This window comes from Mesorhizobium sp. B2-8-1 (genome assembly GCF_006440955.1).
Lineage (GTDB): Bacteria > Pseudomonadota > Alphaproteobacteria > Rhizobiales > Rhizobiaceae > Mesorhizobium.
In genome coordinates this window covers 92,109-106,039 of sequence record NZ_VFTX01000002.1, presented here as the reverse complement: position 1 = coordinate 106,039, position 13,931 = coordinate 92,109, and the positions used below count along the sequence as shown (strand labels likewise).

The window sequence follows — 13,931 nt, the reverse complement described above, 5'->3', positions numbered from 1 at the left end:
AGCCATCGAAGGCACGCCATCGACTATTGGGCGGCCGGTGAGGGCGGCCCAACCCGGAAAGGAGGCCGAGATGAGACTTCTCGCCATCATGTCCGTCAGCCTGATGCTCGCCGCGCCCGCCGCGGCGCTGGCACAGGCCGAGCAGCAGAACCCCGACAAGCAGGCGCCCAGCGAAAAATGCCGGGCCAAGCCCGACGGCAACCAGCAGCCGACCGACAAGACGCTGACCGAGACGCTGAACGATTGCGGCGGCGTGCTGAAGCCGCCGCCGACAGGCGACCAGGGCATGGCCGCGCCGGCGCCCAACGAAGGCAAGACGCCGGTGATCAAACCGGGTGAAGTGCCGCCGCAGCCGCCGAAACAGTAGCCGGCGGCTTGCCGCGATGCAGCTATCGGGTTCCGGACCGCCCCTTGAGGCGGCAGGCTTTCAGGATTTGCCGTTGCCGGGCAGAAATTCCGCCTCGCGCCCGGCATCGATCATGGCCCGCATCGCCTTCTCGGCCGGGGTCCAGCCATCGAGGGCATCGCGGCAGCTGCGCCATGCGGCGCGGTAGCGCCGGCCGTGCTTGCCGGGCCAGTCGCGCAGGCATTCCAGGCCTTCCCAGGCGCTGCGCACCACGCGCTCGCGGGCCGGTCCGACCTTCAGCCTGACCGGACGGGGAAAGAACTTGTCGTTCACGGCGATCTCCATTGAAACTGAGGCGCCCGATAACGCCGGCCGCCGTTCCGGGGTTCCGTCGCGGCCGCTAAACTTTTCGACTAATTTTCAGCCGCCGGGAGCCGCGTCCGACAGCGGCCTCGGCGGCGGGCCGGGAGCCTGCGCGGCGGGCCGGTCGTGCTCGAACTGCCGCGTATCGGGCAAGGCATGCAGCCAGGATTCGCGCCGGCCGATCCACAATTCGTACTCCGGCATGAGATCGGTCGGCGCCACGTCCAGGCTGCCGATCATCACCTCGGCTTCGTCGTCGCTGAGCGAGGCGACACGGCTGCCGCAGGTCGGGCAGAAGCCGCGGCCGGCATAGGTGCCGAGGATGCCCGATGTCTCGAAGGCCTGGCGCGGCCAGATGGCGAAGGCGGCAAAGGCGGAGCCGCTGGTCTTGCGGCAATCCTTGCAATGGCAGAGACCCACCCGCAGGGGCGGACCGCTGACGGTGAACTGCACGCCGCCGCAAAGGCAGCTGCCGGTTCTGCGCGCGGTGTCGGGCATGGCCGTGGCCTCCAACCATTCGGTGCCGCAATGCGCCCGGGGTCCTGCCCCGGGCAAGGCTTCCAACGCCGGTCGCGCCGAGCTATCCGCGCGCGGCCATGTGGTTGTCGAGCTTCTTCCTCGAGGGCCCGTAGCGCTTGATGATGGTCTGGGCCTCGCTCTGCGGGATGCCGTATTTGCGGGCGAAAGCGGCAACCTCATAGGTTTCCTCGCTCGAAACCAGCTTGCGATCCTGCTTGATCTTCGATTTGTCGTCCGCCATGCCGAGCCTCACTTTCCACCCCCGGCGCGCCGCCGTCGCGGCGCGACCCTGCGGTCATACATAACAGCATTTGACGCCGCTGGTTCCATAGCGGCTTTTGCAGGCTTTGGCGAACACCGACCGGAATATCGGCTCCGCCGCCTCAGGCCGGCTCCAGGCGCATGGCGGCGAGATACATCAGGGACGATGCGGCCCCCTCTATCCAGGAGCCGGCAAACCGGAATCCGGTTTTGCGACAGCGGGCCCGATCGAGCGGCGCCGATCGCGACATCCGGAAAAAACTTCGGCAGACATGTCGGATGCGCGGCGCGTGGCGCGTCCTAGGAGCAATTCCAGGAAAGTTCGGTTTCCATCCGGAATTGGGTAAGACAAGCAAACGAAACGGGAGAACAACCATGCCGTCGCCAACCGTCCAATCGCCGTGGCAGACCGCCGCCTTGCTCATCGCCCGCCTGATCTTCGCGGCCGTCTTGCTGATGGCGGTGACGTTCAAGTTCATGGGCATGGGCGCCACCGCCGGCTATATCGCCGCCGCCGGCTTTCCGTTTCCGCTGTTCCTGGCCTGGTGCGCGGCGATACTGGAGGTGCTGCTGGTGATCGCTTTCCTCACCGGCGCCTTCTTCACGCCGGCCGCGCTGGTCGCGGCGGTCTACGTGCTGTTCCTCGGCTTCGCCTTCCACGGACCGAGCCACTGGGCCGGCAACCAGGCGGAATTCGGCTTCTTCGTCGATCATTTTTCCTTCCTGGCCGGGCTGCTGTTCGCCGCCGTGCACGGGCCGGGCCGCGTGCTTTCGCTCAATCCGGGATGGCCGGGCAGGGCGTAGCTACATCTGGTCGTTGTAGGGTTCCTTCATCTGGCCGACCATGCGCGCCAGTTTCGAAAAGGACGGCATGTCAGCTTCGGGCTGGCACTGGTTGGCGAGCTCCAGCAGCCGGATCGGGAAATTGACGGCGTCGCGGCTCGACGCCGACATGCCCTCGGACCGCTCCTCGCTGGTTTCGCCGGCTTCGGCCTTGCGCAGGGCGATGTCGATCTCCTCTGATGTCAGCACGCCCTTCCTGACCAGGACGTGGTTGATCGATGCGACGGCCATCAGCAGGCCCTCGAGTTGCAGGTTGGCGACGTTCATGGCGGTTGCTCCCATCGGTGAGGCGCGTCACGCTGAACAGGGCCCGTGCGACGCACTTGCAGGTATCGGCCTACGCATGTCGCCCAAAACCGAGGTCACTTTGAGGCGGCGTGCATAGGCGTTCAGAACGCGCGGACATCCATTCGCGATCCGCGCTCGGCAAGGAAAATAGTTCAAGACCGATGTCGGGCTGCAGCGCAGGCTTGTTCGTCATCGCCAGGAAGCCCAGGAAACAGGCAAGGAAGCGGATGCAATGACAATCACCATTACGGCGTTCAAACGGTCGCCCGACGGCGGCAAGGGACTGGCGCGCGACACGCGCGTTCGCTGGGCGCTCGAGGAAGTGGGCCAGCCCTATGAGGTTCGTCTTGTTTCCCATGCCGAGATGAAGGCGCCCGACCATCTGGCCATCCAGCCCTTCGGCCAGATCCCCACCTACGAGGACGGTTCGCTCTGCCTGTTCGAGACCGGCTCGATCGTCTTCCACCTTGCCGAGCGGTATCCGGGGCTGCTGCCGGAGGATCGCGATGCCCGCGCCCGCGCCATCACCTGGATGTTTGCCGCGCTCAACACCGTCGAGCTGCCGATCCTCGAACTGACGACGGCAAAAATATTCGAGGCCGACAAGCCCTGGAGCGAGGAGCGCCTGCCATTGGTGAAGGATCGCGTTCGCGCCCGGCTGGACAGGCTCTCGGCCCATCTGGGCGGCGCCGACTGGCTCGACGGCGCGTTCAGCGCGGGCGATCTGTTGATGGTATCTGTGCTGCTGCGGCTCAGAATGTCGGGCATTCTGGACGAATATCAAAACCTGGCTGCCTATGTGGCCCGCGGCGAAGCCCGGCCCGCCTATGGCAGGGCGTTCGCCGCGCAATTCGCGGTCAATGCCCCAGCACCCGACTAATAAAGCCCGGCGGGCCGGGGAGAACCACGCTGGGACGGGCGAGATAGGATTTTTTTCTTAAAAGCTGTTGACGGGGTGAAGGCAACTATGCTATGTTTTTATCTATGGTGCTGAGTTGCGCCGATGACCCGCCGCCGAGGCGGGTTTTTGATTCTGACGGGTACTGTGCTCCAGGCCTGTCTTCTGATCAATTCTCTGCCAACGCGCTTAGCGATTTCCACAGCGAGGCTCCGGTTCGTAAGTTCGGCTGATCCTGTCTGCCCATTGCCGTGACGGCGGCGTTCGCTGCGCGGGGCAGTGCTGAAAGTTTTGAGGAATTTTTTCCTAATTATATACTTGAGAGAGTATGGGAATATGTCCTATGATTCGAGCCGACAGGCCGGCACAGAAATCAAAGCGAAAATTGAGGTGATCCTCAGAGATGCGGAATTAGAAGGTGATGTCTTCGCGGACGCCGCGCAACGCATCCTCGACCTCGTCCTTGCTGAAAATGCCGAACTTCCTGAAGGCGAACACAGCCAAGGCTAGCGTTAGTTTGGCGCAAGCCTCGCTGGTCTTGCCGACGAAATCCATTGTTACCGTTTTGTTTTCGATGAACTCCATGCCCGGTCGCTCAAAGCGAGAGAGATTGAACGGCTGGTCAAAAAGCGTGCCGCCGATCATTGATGTGGTCCCATGGATACACCAGTTTCTATCATCGAGGATTTTGAAGGCGGCGTTCGCAAGTTCCTCTGCACGAGGGAAGGCATCAGCAAGCTCTGGTATGGCCTTCACGGCCTTCTGGAAGAATTTGACTTTTGCTCTAGCGTTAAGGGGCAGAACGGTAGTTAGCGAACTGGCGCCTTTCTCGTAAAATAGGATAGAAAGGCAGTGGTCAAATGCGTGTTCGGCGGCAGCCCAATTTATGGCTAGCTTGCCGATGGCACGCTCAAAATCTTCTCGCTGGATAGGGTCCAATGAAAGAATCACCCGGCAATGACGACCAAGCCGACGATACACGCTTCAACGAGACATTGAAGCGGATGCTCAAGACGCCGCCGAGGCCAAAATCAAAGCCATCCCCAGAAAAGCCTGCAATCGGTAAACTATCGCAGGAGAAATCGTCAAAGGCCGAATAGACAATGGATCCTCCCTCTGCAATCTTGCAGCCTGGGGGATTCGTATGGACAAGAAGGTCACTGTTAAATTCTGGCAGTTGTTTCCGGCGCTTGAAGATGGCGTTGAATTTGATGTCTCGCTACAAGCAGCCTTCGCATTGAAGGGCGGGGATTTAGTCAAGGAAATAGACGAAGTCCGCTACCAGTTAGACACTCGGGGTGACGCCAAGGTTTCACCAATATGCGGCGACGTTATTCGACTGCAATCGGATGCGCTACCCAGTCGCCTGAAGGCAGGAGAGAAGGCCAAAAAGCTTACTCTTGGGGATGGCGAATACCTGGGCTATCACACGGCATTTATCTACGACGTAGAGAAAAAGCTCCTCGGTTTCGAGGTGAAACCAGCGGCGGCGGGCTTGTTAAAGCTGACTGGGCTAGTTGCAGAACTCGCTGGCCACCAGCCTTGCATCGCGCTTCCCATCCTTTCTGAGAGCGATATTAATAAGCTTGCTGGTACGAAGAATGGCGCGGTCATTTTCAAGATTGCCGATCCCGCCTCGCTCAATACGGTAGATCCGGATTTGGGAGAAGTTAGAGACAACATAGCCTTCCTAAAGGACATGGTGGACGGTGCTTACGTAACCGTATCCATTGGCGTCGGCCCCCGCCGAGAGGGTCTTGCTGTCCCCAAGATTAGGAAGTTGGTGGGATGGCTGGTAGGCGAAAAGGAGGCTAAAAGAGGCAAGGTTCGCGATATCAAGGTGAGCCAGCCGCATGAAGCCGAGCCGATCCTTGACTTCGTAAAGGCGCATTTCAGGACTAGTCAGATTTTGGAACTGTCGGGCGATCCGGAGCTTGACTGGCCAAAGCGGGAGCAATTCCTGCGCTCATCATTGGCAAAGGCAAAAGTCCATGTTGGCAATGGGAACGGTTAGGCCAGGCACCCTTCTAGGTGAGGGGCGAGTGCGCCTGATTTTTATCCTTTTTCTTGCTGCAATTGTCGCCGCCGTATTTGTGACGACTAAATTTGACGTCGGACACGAGGTAGCTGCTTCCATGAACAAGCGGGGAGAGGCCGTGTTCTCTTCTCTCTTTACGTTTTTAAGCGTTTTTTGGGCGGCTGTTTTGACGATATGGAGCCTGCTAAAATCTCGCGCGACAAGATATGTCGAGAGACTTGCTGACAACGTAGTGTTTAAGGACTTTATGAGCGACCTTGAAATCAGGCTGGTTTTGGCTTTCGGCGTGGTTATATTTTCTTTCGCTATTTACATTGTTAACCCGGCCCTAGCGATCCCGTACGACAACGGCACAATTGCAATTGCGATCTGGTTGATCGGCTACGGTGGGGCCGTGCTGTTACTTATCGACAGCCTACTAACCGCGCGACTGGTCTTAGCGTGAAAGCTTTCGTTTTCGGAGCAGCTTTCTCAACTTCTGCTTAGGCGAGATCGCCTTCGTTAATCCGCCGATAGGTAAGGCGCTTGCCTTCGATCATGGCAAGCAACTGGTCGTGGCGCTCGGTATCGGTCACCTTGAGCGCCGTGCGGCGATTGTAGCGGAAATCAAACTCGGCAAGGTAGCGGTGCAAGTGAGCCTCGCCGCAATGCTGATAAACGCCAACCATGCCGCGCTTGAACACTGAAAACACGTTCTCAATCGTATTGGAATGGATCGACACGCCGTCTTCATAGCGGACGTATTCGCCAGCGGAATGATTAGTCGTCTTGTGTGAGGCGTATTCCTCGCCGGTCACGGTGTAGAGCTTGGACTGGTCCGTGTAGAGCGTCGATTTGCGGTCGGCATTGCGCACCAGGATATCGCGTACAACGTTTTTGGTGGCGTGCTGGACGTGAACCATGCGGGCTTTGCCGCCACGCTCGACAAGGCCGATAACGGTGCGCTTCGGCTTCATCTTGCGCTTCAAACGCGGCTGGCCCTTACGCTGGGGCGAAAGGTAATCGCGATCCACGCGCCCAATGTAGGTTTCGTCGGCTTCAACGGTCTTGCCTTCGCCGCCAAGCGGACCAGCGGACTTAACGTCTTCTGCCATCGCTTCGCGGATGCGGTGAGCCATGAACCAAGCGGTTTTGTAGGTCACGCCGAGCATACGGTGCAGCTGGTGCGCGCTCATGCCTTTCTTGGACGAAGCCATGAGGAACGTCGCCAGCAGCCACTTGTTCAAGGCGATCTTGGAGCGCTCGAATACGGTACCGACAGTGATGGTGAACTGTTCGCGGCATTCCATGCAGTTGTACAGGCCGGGGCGGTGCGCCTTGCCTTCCATCTTGGTGATGCGGTCGGGATTGGCATTGCCGCAGTGGGGACAGTTAGGGCCATGCGGCCAACGCTGCGCTTCCAAATGGATGCGGGCGGCGTCGGCGTCTTGGAAGATTGGGCTGTCGAGTTTCATGGCTAGGTGCTCCCTGCCATCTTTGTAGCAGATCGCCCGTGCTTTGTCACGTATATAATTAGGAATTTTGTCCTAAAAGCTGTTGACGGGGTGAAGGCAACTATGCTATGTTTTTATCTATGGTGCTGAGTTGCGCCGATGACCCGCCGCCGAGGCGGGTTTTGTGTTTTTGGTTTTGCTTTTCTCCTCGAATGATGGCGCTCTACGGCGCCCCCCTCTGGCCTGCCGGCCATCTCCCCCACGGGTGGGGAGATCGGCTGTTGTCCCGGCTTTCGCCAATCGCCAACGTTGTAGAAAAAAGCGAGGCGCCGAAGCTGCGATCTTCCCCCTCGTGGGGGAGATGTCCGGCAGGACAGAGGGGGCGCGAAGGAATGCGACGTTTCGAACCTGACGATTATCCGCGAGAAATCCCATGCCACGCTATGCCACCATCATCACCGGGGATGACGGCCTTGAGGTCGTCAGCGCCATTGGCGAATTCGAGGGTGCGGCGCCGCAGACGCGGCTCGGCCGGATCGAGCAGGTCGCAACCGGCGTGCTGATCGGCATGGTGCGGGACGCGGCCGGCGGCTTCGCTTTCCCGCAGGCGACAATTCATAGCGGCGCCATCGGCCTCGCCATGGCGGGCCTGAAGGATCTGCCGGGCGTCGCAAAACCTGCCCGGCGGCCGAAGGGCGCCAGGAACGTCAGGAAGAAATCCACCCGCTCGAAGAAGAAGCGGGTCCGGTCGGTCAAGTCCGCGCCGTCGAAGGCCAAGGCCGGCGATGCCGAGGCGGTGACGGGCCATGGCTGACGAAACCGCCGCAGTGCCGGCGCGCGGCAAAGGGCGCAAGCCGGCCGCCAGCCGGAGCGCAAGCCCGGAGGCCGCGCCGGAGACCCGCCGCAAACGCCCGAAGAAAACGCTGGGCGACGACTTTCTCGCCGCCGTGCGCGCCGATTTCCGCGCCCATGGCGCCGGCGTCATCGCCGAAGTGCGGGCCGACAAGCCTGACCAGTATTTGAAGATCGTGCTTTCGGTGCTGCCCAAGGATTTCGATGTCGCCGTCAACCATCTGGATGCCCTGAGCGATGAAGAGATCCGCAGCCGCATCCGCGCGCTCGAAGCCGCGGTCAAACCGTTCCTCGAAGACATCGCCGGTGGCGGCGAGGACGGAATATCTGGCGCTGCTGGCGGAGCTTGACCGCAGGCGTCGTACCAACCAGCTTGCCGCCTACCGGCCCTACGCCAGGCAGGCGGCGTTTCACGCGGCAGGCGCCGCCAACCGCGAGCGGCTGTTCATGGCCGGCAACCAGCTCGGCAAGACCCGCGCCGGCGGCGCCGAATGGGCCATGCACCTGACGGGCCGCTATCCCGCGTGGTGGCAAGGCAAGATTTTCGATGCGCCGGTGCGGCTGTGGGCCGCCGGCGTCACCGGCGAGGGCACGCGCGACAATCCGCAGCGCGTGCTGGTCGGCCCGCCGCAGCAGCAGGCGCAATGGGGCACCGGCATGATCCCGGCCGATGCCATCGTCGACACCATGATGGGCCGCGGCGCGCCGGGCGCGCTCGACAGCGTCGTGGTGCGCCATGGCGGCGGCGGCGATGTTCAGGCCGGCGAGAGCGTGCTGTCGTTCAAGAGTTTCGAGAAAGGCCGCGAGAAATGGCAGGGCGAAACGCTGCACGGCGTCTGGTTCGACGAGGAACCGCCGCTCGACATCTATTCCGAGGGCCTGACCCGCACCAACGCCACCGGCGGCATAACCATCGTCACCTTCACGCCGCTGCTCGGCATGTCCGATGTGGTGCTGCTGTTTTTGTCGGCGGCGGAGGTGGAGGGGATGGGGAAGGGGTGATGGAGAAGAAACTGATTGGGGACGAGCGGCATCGCACTTGGCGCTTGCTCGCCTTCGTCGGCGCTGCCCCTCATCCGGCTGCCGCCACCTTCTCCCCGTAATGACGGGGAGAAGGGAGCTGGCCGCAATCTCGGCGCCGATTCTTGAACGTTCGCGATTGGCGAAACCGTCGACAACAGCACCCCTCTCCCCGTCACTATACGGGGAGAGGATGCCGGCAGGCAGGTGAGGGGCGGCGCGACGTTGGTCCGAAAAACGTAGCCTTCACAAGACGCTACATCGATTATCTCGAAAGTGATTCAGGATCCCCCATGTCCCGTCACGTCACCTTCATGACCATAGACGACGCCGAGCATTATTCGCCCGAGGAGCGCGCGGCGATCGTTGCCGCCTATCCCGCGCATGAGCGCGAGGCTCGCGCCCGGGGCATTCCCGTGCTGGGGTCCGGCCGCATCTTTCCGGTGGCGGAGGAGTTGATTGCCTGCGCGCCGTTCCGGCTGCCGCGCTACTGGCCGCGCATCGGGGCGCTCGATTTCGGCTGGGACCACCCTTCCGCCGCGGTCGAGCTCGCCTGGGATACGGAGGCCGACGTCGTCTATGTCGCCAAGGCCGCGCGCGCCTCGCACCAGACTCCCGCCATGCAGGCGCTGACCCTGAAGCCTTGGGGCGAATGGCTGCCCTGGGCGTGGCCGCGCGACGGCCGCCGCGAAACGCTGGAAGGGGCGGGCACCGCGCTCGCCAAGCAATATGCCGCGCACGGGCTGAACATGCTGTCGCGCCACGCGCAATTCCCCGACGGTTCGGTCTCGGTCGAGGCCGGGCTGATGGAGATGCTCGACCGCATGCAGTCCGGCCGGTTCAAGGTGTTTTCGACGCTTGTCCCCTGGTTCGAGGAGTTCCGGCTCTATCATCGCAAGGACGGCCAGGTGGTCAAACTTCGCGACGATTTGATGGCGGCGACGCGTTATGGCGTGATGATGCTCAGGGAAGCGGTGGTCGATCCGGCGGAGTTCAGGACTGCGAGACGGGCGAAGGGGCAGAGCGATCCGCTGGGGGCGTTCAGGTGAGGGCGGAGGGCTCTTCGGAGCGTCGCGGCAGCGCAATTCCCGCTGGAGGAAACGGGCGCTCCGGCGCCGGCCCGATAGCCCGCGCTGCGATGTCCCTGCGGGGCCTACTCCACGATTTTCCAATATGAATCCTTGCGGATCACCTTGCCGTCGCGAAACGTGTAGAAGTCGCAACCCCTGACCTCCTTTTTCTCCCCCTCGCGGGTGGTACCTGTGAGGATCCATTTCGAGATGCCGGTATTGGCGGTCGAATCCACAAAATGCTCGGCGTTGCCGTAGTGGACATCGGGCAAGCCTTCAAAGCGTGTCGCCAGTGCTTGCCGTACGTTTTCCTTGCCCTCGAAACGAGAGCCCCAAGGATTGCCTCCCCTCGGCATCTCCAGGATGCAGTCGTCGGAAAAGAACGCCATGATGCGATCGAGATCGTGCGCGTTGAAGGCCTCAGATATCTGCGTCAGCGCCGATCGAATGTCCATTCGCCCGTCTCCCTTCAATTGGATGACCGATGTTTTGCTCCCGCATTCTATGGTCGAAGTAGGTCACCGGAGAGGAGACCGGTCAAGGGCGTGAATTTTTCACGCGGCACTCACACAGATGAACCTTATCCCCCGGGCTCTGGCATCCGCATGACCCTCCGCATCATCCCCGCGACCCTGCGCGATCTCTCCTATATCGCCGCCAATTTGCGGCCCGAGGATCGCGCCGAGATCGATTGCCAGCTCGACTACTGGTCGCCGGCGCTGCTGGCGCTCACCGCGCTGCAAGGGTTTGCCTATGTGGCCGAGCTCGGCGGCAATCCGGAGGTCGGCTTCGGCGCGGCCGAACAGCGGAGCGGGCTTTGGATCGCCTGGAGCTGGGGCACGCGCCGCATGAAGCGTTGCGTGCCCGGGATCACGGAGTTCTTTCACGCGGTGCTCGGTCCGCAAGTTTCCGCTCGCGGTGCCTGGCGGGTCGAGGCGCGGGCGCTGGCCGGCAATGAACTGGCGCTGCGCTGGCTTGCGCGGCTGGGCGCCACGCAACGTTGCCTGCTGCCCGGATATGGCCGGAACGGCGAAGATTTTTTCCTCTGCGACTGGACAAGAGAAGGCTGGAACCATGTGTCTGTTTCAAAAACCACCGGAACTGAAGCCGCTGCCGGCAGTGCCGACGGCCGGGGATAAGGACGTGCAGGCGCGCGAAGCAGCACTTCGGGCTGAGCTCGAACAACGCCAGGGCACGGCCAGCACCATCAAGACCGATCTGGCGCCCGGTAGCCTCGCCGGCCAGCGCCGCGTGCTTTTGGGGGTGTAACCATGACCGCGATGAAGCGCAGTTTTCGCCGGCGCGTGCTGGACTGGTGGTATTGGAGACGGCATGCAAGGTTGGTGAAGCGGCGTGGCGGGTGAACGCTGCCAATCTCCCCCACGAGGGGGGAGATTGGCAGCTTCCACCGCTCATCCCTTCTTCGCGAATGCCCAGACCATCATCGGGTATTCCTCGTCGTTGCTGAGGTCCCGCCACAGGCCGTAGGCGCGGACCGGGCCGCCTATGTGGGCGCGGGCGCAGGCCTTGTTGCCCCAGCCGAACGCCTGGACGTTGTCCTCGGCGAAGCCGCCATCGACCATCAGCTGCTTCAGGCCGGCCGGCGTCCACCTGTTGTAGTCGTGCGGCCTGGCGTGTACGCGAAACAGGAAGGGCGTCGCCACCATCGCCCAGCCGCCCTCGCGGGTCATGGCGTGGATGTTCCGCGCCGCCGCCTGCGGCCGCTGTACATGCTCCAGCACCTGGTCGGCGATGACGATGGAATATTGCTCGTCGGTGCGATCCTTGCAGATGTCGAAATCGGGGAAGTCGACCGAGCGATAGTTGGGGCACATCGCCTTCCAGTAGCGATTCCAGCCGGGCGAGATCTCGATCACGTCGCGCGATTTGCGGTTGGCAGCCGTCAGGAAAGTGGTGAAGGCTTCGATCTGGCGGATGCGCAGCCAGTTGCGGGAATCATAGCCGATGAGCCGTTTAACGGTACGTTTGCTCTGGTTCTTCAGGGCGGCAAGGCTTGTCGTCGTCACATCGACCTCCTGCAAAACCCCGCCGCGAGACGTTCCTAGACCAAGAACCGCGCAAAAGAATGACATCGTCGGCTGAAGCTGCCGATCTCCCCCCTTGAGGGGGAGATGTCGCCGGAGGCGACAGAGGGGGTCGCCTCGCATGAAGCGCTAACCTCCTTCTGTTGCAGAAGGCCGAACCCGGTCGATCCGACCCCCTCTGGCCGCTTTGCGGCCATCTCCCCCTCAAGGGGGGAGATCCCCCAGTTTTAACGAGGCCCCCATGACCAGCGATTCCCGTGCCCGCGATATTCTTTCCCGCCAGTCCGAGCTCGAGAGCGAGCGCGCCGCCTACGAGCCCGTGTGGGAGGCGGTGGCGGAGTTCTGCGATCCCGATGCGCCCGATATCCTGTCCGGGCGCGGCGCCCGCCGCGGCGACAGCCAGACCGAGCGGCAGGAGCGGCGCGGCGCCCGTGTCTACGCCAACACCATCAACTCGGCCGCCAACCGGCTGGCCGCCGGGCTGGAAAGCCTGATCATCCCGCAGTCGGAGAAATGGCACGGGCTGACCACCGCCGAGATGGACGACGAGGAGACCGACGAGGAAAAGGAATGGGCGGAAAACCTGCGCGACTTCCTGTTTTCGCTGCGCTACTCCGCCAATTCCAATTTCGTGCCGGCGACGCAAGCCTGCCTGCGCAATGTCGTGCGCTACGGTCCGGCCTATCTCTATGCCGAGGAAGGGTTCGGTTCGACGCTGATCCGCTACGCCTCGATCCCGGTGGTGGAAGGCTATCTCTCGCGCAACCGCTGGGGCCAGGTCGACATCTTCCACCGCCGCTACGAACGCACCGCGCGCCAGGCGGCGCAGCTGCTCGGCTACGAAAAACTGCCGGCGCGCATCAGGACGCTGGTCGACGATCCCGCCAAATGCGAGGAGAAGATCGCGCTCATCCAGTGCATCCAGCCGCGTGACGAGCGCCGCATGTACCGCTCGGGCGGAAGCTACCGCTATCTCGACGCCGCCTTTGCCTCCTACCATGTCATCGAGGACGAGGAGGAGATCGTGCGCGAGAGCGGGTTTCGCACCTTCCCGGTATCGGCCTTCAACTGGCGCCGTTACGAGGGCGACGCCTATGGCATCTCGCCGACCATCGAAGCCTTGACGACCGTGCGCGAGGAAAACGCGGTACGCCGCTCGGGCCTGCGCGCGCTCCAGCAGATCACCGATCCGCCGACGGCGTCGAAGGCCAGGCTCGACTACGTGCCGGTGCTCGATCCGGGCGAGAATTATCCGGGCCTCATCGACGACAATGGCAGGCCGCTGATCGCGCCGATCACCACCGGGCAGAACCCGAGCTACGCCTTCGACTATGCGGCGAGCCGGGCTGAGGAAATCCGCGACATGATGTTCGTCAACCTGTTCCAGACCCTGGTGGAGAACCCGCAGATGACCGCCACCGAGGCGCTGATCCGCCAGGAGGAGAAGGGCGCGCTGCTGGGGCCGTCGGGCTCGGTCATCCAGGCGGGCTTTGCCACCAATCTCGACCGCGAGCTCGGCATATTGGAGGACAAGGGTCTCTATGACGAGGACAGCCGCTTCCTGCCGCCGGCGAGCCTGGCGGGCAAGGCGGTGTGCGCGTGTTTTCCGGCGAGGACGGCGAAATGGTGCTGGCCGATCTCGCGGCGACGGTCGGCTATTTCAGGCGCCCGTCATACGGCGAGTGGATGGCGCGGACCAGAACCCCCAATGGCTTCGAGCTGCACAGCGCGCTCAGCAACGCGCGCGCCGAAGTGGTGCAGCACATTATGGGGTTCCTGACGATGGACGAGGCGCAGCTCGTGGCGCTGGAAAAGGCGGCAAGGATGGAGGAGAGGTGAGGCGCTGAAGCGCCGATCTCCCCCCTTGTGGGGGAGATGCCCGGCAGGGCAGAGGGGGGCGCTGTCCCGCCGGCCTTGCCGTGTTCATCGCACGGCGATCAAATCACGAGCGGTCG

General features: G+C 62.5%; 20 protein-coding genes and 1 pseudogene. 13 read left to right on the top strand and 8 right to left on the bottom strand.

What is annotated here, in order from left to right; translation table 11 throughout:
* Positions 1-70: 70 nt before the first annotated feature.
* Complete coding sequence (locus FJ428_RS04745) at positions 71-367, top strand: hypothetical protein (RefSeq protein ID WP_140879016.1); 297 nt, start codon at positions 71-73, stop codon at positions 365-367.
* 60 nt (positions 368-427) lie between these two features.
* On the opposite strand, the gene FJ428_RS04740 is transcribed toward FJ428_RS04745, so the two are convergent.
* The 3 genes from FJ428_RS04740 to FJ428_RS04730 form a co-directional block, all read right to left on the bottom strand.
* Complete coding sequence (locus FJ428_RS04740; RefSeq protein WP_140499984.1) at positions 428-679, bottom strand: DUF982 domain-containing protein; 252 nt, start codon at positions 677-679, stop codon at positions 428-430.
* An 87-nt stretch (positions 680-766) separates the two neighbouring features.
* Positions 767-1,207: a GFA family protein gene (locus FJ428_RS04735; protein ID WP_140499982.1), complete on the bottom strand. Its 441-nt coding sequence runs from the start codon at positions 1,205-1,207 to the stop codon at positions 767-769.
* Positions 1,208-1,289: 82 nt separating this feature from the next.
* Entirely contained in the window at positions 1,290-1,469 is a 180-nt protein-coding gene (locus FJ428_RS04730; RefSeq protein WP_115144153.1) for a DUF3606 domain-containing protein, read from the bottom strand.
* Between the two features lie 395 nt (positions 1,470-1,864).
* On the opposite strand from FJ428_RS04730, the gene FJ428_RS04725 reads away from it, so the two are divergent.
* Positions 1,865-2,293 carry a DoxX family protein gene (locus FJ428_RS04725; protein ID WP_140879015.1) on the top strand — a complete coding sequence of 143 codons (429 nt, stop codon included), beginning with the start codon at positions 1,865-1,867 and terminating at the stop codon, positions 2,291-2,293.
* On the opposite strand, the gene FJ428_RS04720 is transcribed toward FJ428_RS04725, so the two are convergent.
* The gene (locus tag FJ428_RS04720) at positions 2,294-2,599 is read right to left on the bottom strand and encodes a hypothetical protein (protein ID WP_140499979.1); all 306 of its coding nucleotides are present in this window, start codon (positions 2,597-2,599) and stop codon (positions 2,294-2,296) included.
* 253 nt (positions 2,600-2,852) lie between these two features.
* On the opposite strand from FJ428_RS04720, the gene FJ428_RS04715 reads away from it, so the two are divergent.
* Complete coding sequence (locus FJ428_RS04715) at positions 2,853-3,500, top strand: glutathione S-transferase family protein (RefSeq protein WP_140879014.1); 648 nt, start codon at positions 2,853-2,855, stop codon at positions 3,498-3,500.
* A 429-nt stretch (positions 3,501-3,929) separates the two neighbouring features.
* Here the strand turns inward: FJ428_RS04715 and FJ428_RS04710 are convergent, their stop codons facing one another.
* On the bottom strand, positions 3,930-4,457 hold the full coding sequence (locus FJ428_RS04710; protein ID WP_140879013.1) for a hypothetical protein: 528 nt from the start codon (positions 4,455-4,457) through the stop codon (positions 3,930-3,932).
* Here FJ428_RS04710 and FJ428_RS30200 point away from each other — a divergent pair.
* From FJ428_RS30200 to FJ428_RS04700, 3 genes are read left to right on the top strand one after another with little or no spacing between them, the layout of a single operon-like run.
* Entirely contained in the window at positions 4,457-4,618 is a 162-nt protein-coding gene (locus FJ428_RS30200) for a hypothetical protein (protein WP_181167214.1), read from the top strand. The two genes, FJ428_RS04710 and FJ428_RS30200, sit on opposite strands and share 1 nt — an antisense overlap.
* A gap of 44 nt (positions 4,619-4,662) precedes the next feature.
* Positions 4,663-5,532, top strand: coding sequence for a DUF6731 family protein (locus FJ428_RS04705; RefSeq protein ID WP_140879012.1), 870 nt, complete (start codon positions 4,663-4,665; stop codon positions 5,530-5,532).
* Between the two features lie 28 nt (positions 5,533-5,560).
* Positions 5,561-6,001 (top strand): hypothetical protein, encoded by a 441-nt coding sequence (locus FJ428_RS04700; protein WP_140879011.1) that lies wholly within the window; start codon positions 5,561-5,563, stop codon positions 5,999-6,001.
* A 37-nt stretch (positions 6,002-6,038) separates the two neighbouring features.
* Here the strand turns inward: FJ428_RS04700 and FJ428_RS04695 are convergent, their stop codons facing one another.
* Entirely contained in the window at positions 6,039-7,010 is a 972-nt protein-coding gene (locus tag FJ428_RS04695) for an IS1595 family transposase (RefSeq protein ID WP_140879010.1), read from the bottom strand.
* Positions 7,011-7,422: 412 nt separating this feature from the next.
* Here FJ428_RS04695 and FJ428_RS30585 point away from each other — a divergent pair, with 412 nt between their 5' ends.
* The 4 genes and pseudogenes from FJ428_RS30585 (at position 7,423) to FJ428_RS04670 (ending at position 9,910) form a co-directional block, all read left to right on the top strand.
* Positions 7,423-7,803, top strand: a complete 381-nt coding sequence (locus FJ428_RS30585) for a hypothetical protein (protein WP_224519115.1) — start codon at positions 7,423-7,425, stop codon at positions 7,801-7,803.
* The gene (locus tag FJ428_RS04680; RefSeq protein WP_140521519.1) at positions 7,796-8,191 is read left to right on the top strand and encodes a hypothetical protein; all 396 of its coding nucleotides are present in this window, start codon (positions 7,796-7,798) and stop codon (positions 8,189-8,191) included. Before FJ428_RS30585 ends, FJ428_RS04680 begins: the two co-directional genes overlap by 8 nt.
* Positions 8,148-8,807: pseudogene (locus FJ428_RS04675) on the top strand (terminase family protein); the annotation flags it as partial. The gene FJ428_RS04680 and the pseudogene FJ428_RS04675, both read left to right, overlap by 44 nt.
* A gap of 347 nt (positions 8,808-9,154) precedes the next feature.
* Positions 9,155-9,910, top strand: coding sequence for a terminase family protein (locus FJ428_RS04670; protein ID WP_140879009.1), 756 nt, complete (start codon positions 9,155-9,157; stop codon positions 9,908-9,910).
* 104 nt (positions 9,911-10,014) lie between these two features.
* Here the strand turns inward: FJ428_RS04670 and FJ428_RS04665 are convergent, their stop codons facing one another.
* Positions 10,015-10,386: a nuclear transport factor 2 family protein gene (locus FJ428_RS04665; RefSeq protein WP_140521521.1), complete on the bottom strand. Its 372-nt coding sequence runs from the start codon at positions 10,384-10,386 to the stop codon at positions 10,015-10,017.
* A gap of 150 nt (positions 10,387-10,536) precedes the next feature.
* On the opposite strand from FJ428_RS04665, the gene FJ428_RS04660 reads away from it, so the two are divergent.
* Together FJ428_RS04660 and FJ428_RS30850 are read left to right on the top strand one after the other, a co-directional pair.
* Positions 10,537-11,070, top strand: a complete 534-nt coding sequence (locus FJ428_RS04660) for a hypothetical protein (protein ID WP_140879008.1) — start codon at positions 10,537-10,539, stop codon at positions 11,068-11,070.
* Positions 11,071-11,074: 4 nt separating this feature from the next.
* Positions 11,075-11,200 (top strand): hypothetical protein, encoded by a 126-nt coding sequence (locus tag FJ428_RS30850; RefSeq protein WP_263486360.1) that lies wholly within the window; start codon positions 11,075-11,077, stop codon positions 11,198-11,200.
* A gap of 143 nt (positions 11,201-11,343) precedes the next feature.
* On the opposite strand, the gene FJ428_RS04650 is transcribed toward FJ428_RS30850, so the two are convergent.
* Positions 11,344-11,958: a methyltransferase domain-containing protein gene (locus FJ428_RS04650; protein WP_224519113.1), complete on the bottom strand. Its 615-nt coding sequence runs from the start codon at positions 11,956-11,958 to the stop codon at positions 11,344-11,346.
* A gap of 259 nt (positions 11,959-12,217) precedes the next feature.
* Here FJ428_RS04650 and FJ428_RS04645 point away from each other — a divergent pair, with 259 nt between their 5' ends.
* Positions 12,218-13,756 (top strand): portal protein, encoded by a 1,539-nt coding sequence (locus FJ428_RS04645; protein ID WP_224519112.1) that lies wholly within the window; start codon positions 12,218-12,220, stop codon positions 13,754-13,756.
* The last annotated feature ends 175 nt before the right edge of the window (positions 13,757-13,931 follow it).

Bases quoted from the DNA above. Each gene is read 5' to 3' on its own strand.
- FJ428_RS04745 (WP_140879016.1), top strand. From the start codon at position 71: ATGAGACTTCTCGCCATCATGTCCGTCAGCCTGATGCTCGCCGCGCCC.
- FJ428_RS04735 (WP_140499982.1), bottom strand. From the start codon at position 1,207: ATGCCCGACACCGCGCGCAGAACCGGCAGCTGCCTTTGCGGCGGCGTG.
- FJ428_RS04730 (WP_115144153.1), bottom strand. From the start codon at position 1,469: ATGGCGGACGACAAATCGAAGATCAAGCAGGATCGCAAGCTGGTTTCG.
- FJ428_RS04725 (WP_140879015.1), top strand. From the start codon at position 1,865: ATGCCGTCGCCAACCGTCCAATCGCCGTGGCAGACCGCCGCCTTGCTC.
- FJ428_RS04720 (WP_140499979.1), bottom strand. From the start codon at position 2,599: ATGAACGTCGCCAACCTGCAACTCGAGGGCCTGCTGATGGCCGTCGCA.
- FJ428_RS04715 (WP_140879014.1), top strand. From the start codon at position 2,853: ATGACAATCACCATTACGGCGTTCAAACGGTCGCCCGACGGCGGCAAG.
- FJ428_RS30200 (WP_181167214.1), top strand. From the start codon at position 4,457: ATGAAAGAATCACCCGGCAATGACGACCAAGCCGACGATACACGCTTC.
- FJ428_RS04705 (WP_140879012.1), top strand. From the start codon at position 4,663: ATGGACAAGAAGGTCACTGTTAAATTCTGGCAGTTGTTTCCGGCGCTT.
- FJ428_RS04695 (WP_140879010.1), bottom strand. From the start codon at position 7,010: ATGAAACTCGACAGCCCAATCTTCCAAGACGCCGACGCCGCCCGCATC.
- FJ428_RS30585 (WP_224519115.1), top strand. From the start codon at position 7,423: ATGCCACGCTATGCCACCATCATCACCGGGGATGACGGCCTTGAGGTC.
- FJ428_RS04680 (WP_140521519.1), top strand. From the start codon at position 7,796: ATGGCTGACGAAACCGCCGCAGTGCCGGCGCGCGGCAAAGGGCGCAAG.
- FJ428_RS04670 (WP_140879009.1), top strand. From the start codon at position 9,155: ATGTCCCGTCACGTCACCTTCATGACCATAGACGACGCCGAGCATTAT.
- FJ428_RS04665 (WP_140521521.1), bottom strand. From the start codon at position 10,386: ATGGACATTCGATCGGCGCTGACGCAGATATCTGAGGCCTTCAACGCG.
- FJ428_RS04660 (WP_140879008.1), top strand. From the start codon at position 10,537: ATGACCCTCCGCATCATCCCCGCGACCCTGCGCGATCTCTCCTATATC.
- FJ428_RS04645 (WP_224519112.1), top strand. From the start codon at position 12,218: ATGACCAGCGATTCCCGTGCCCGCGATATTCTTTCCCGCCAGTCCGAG.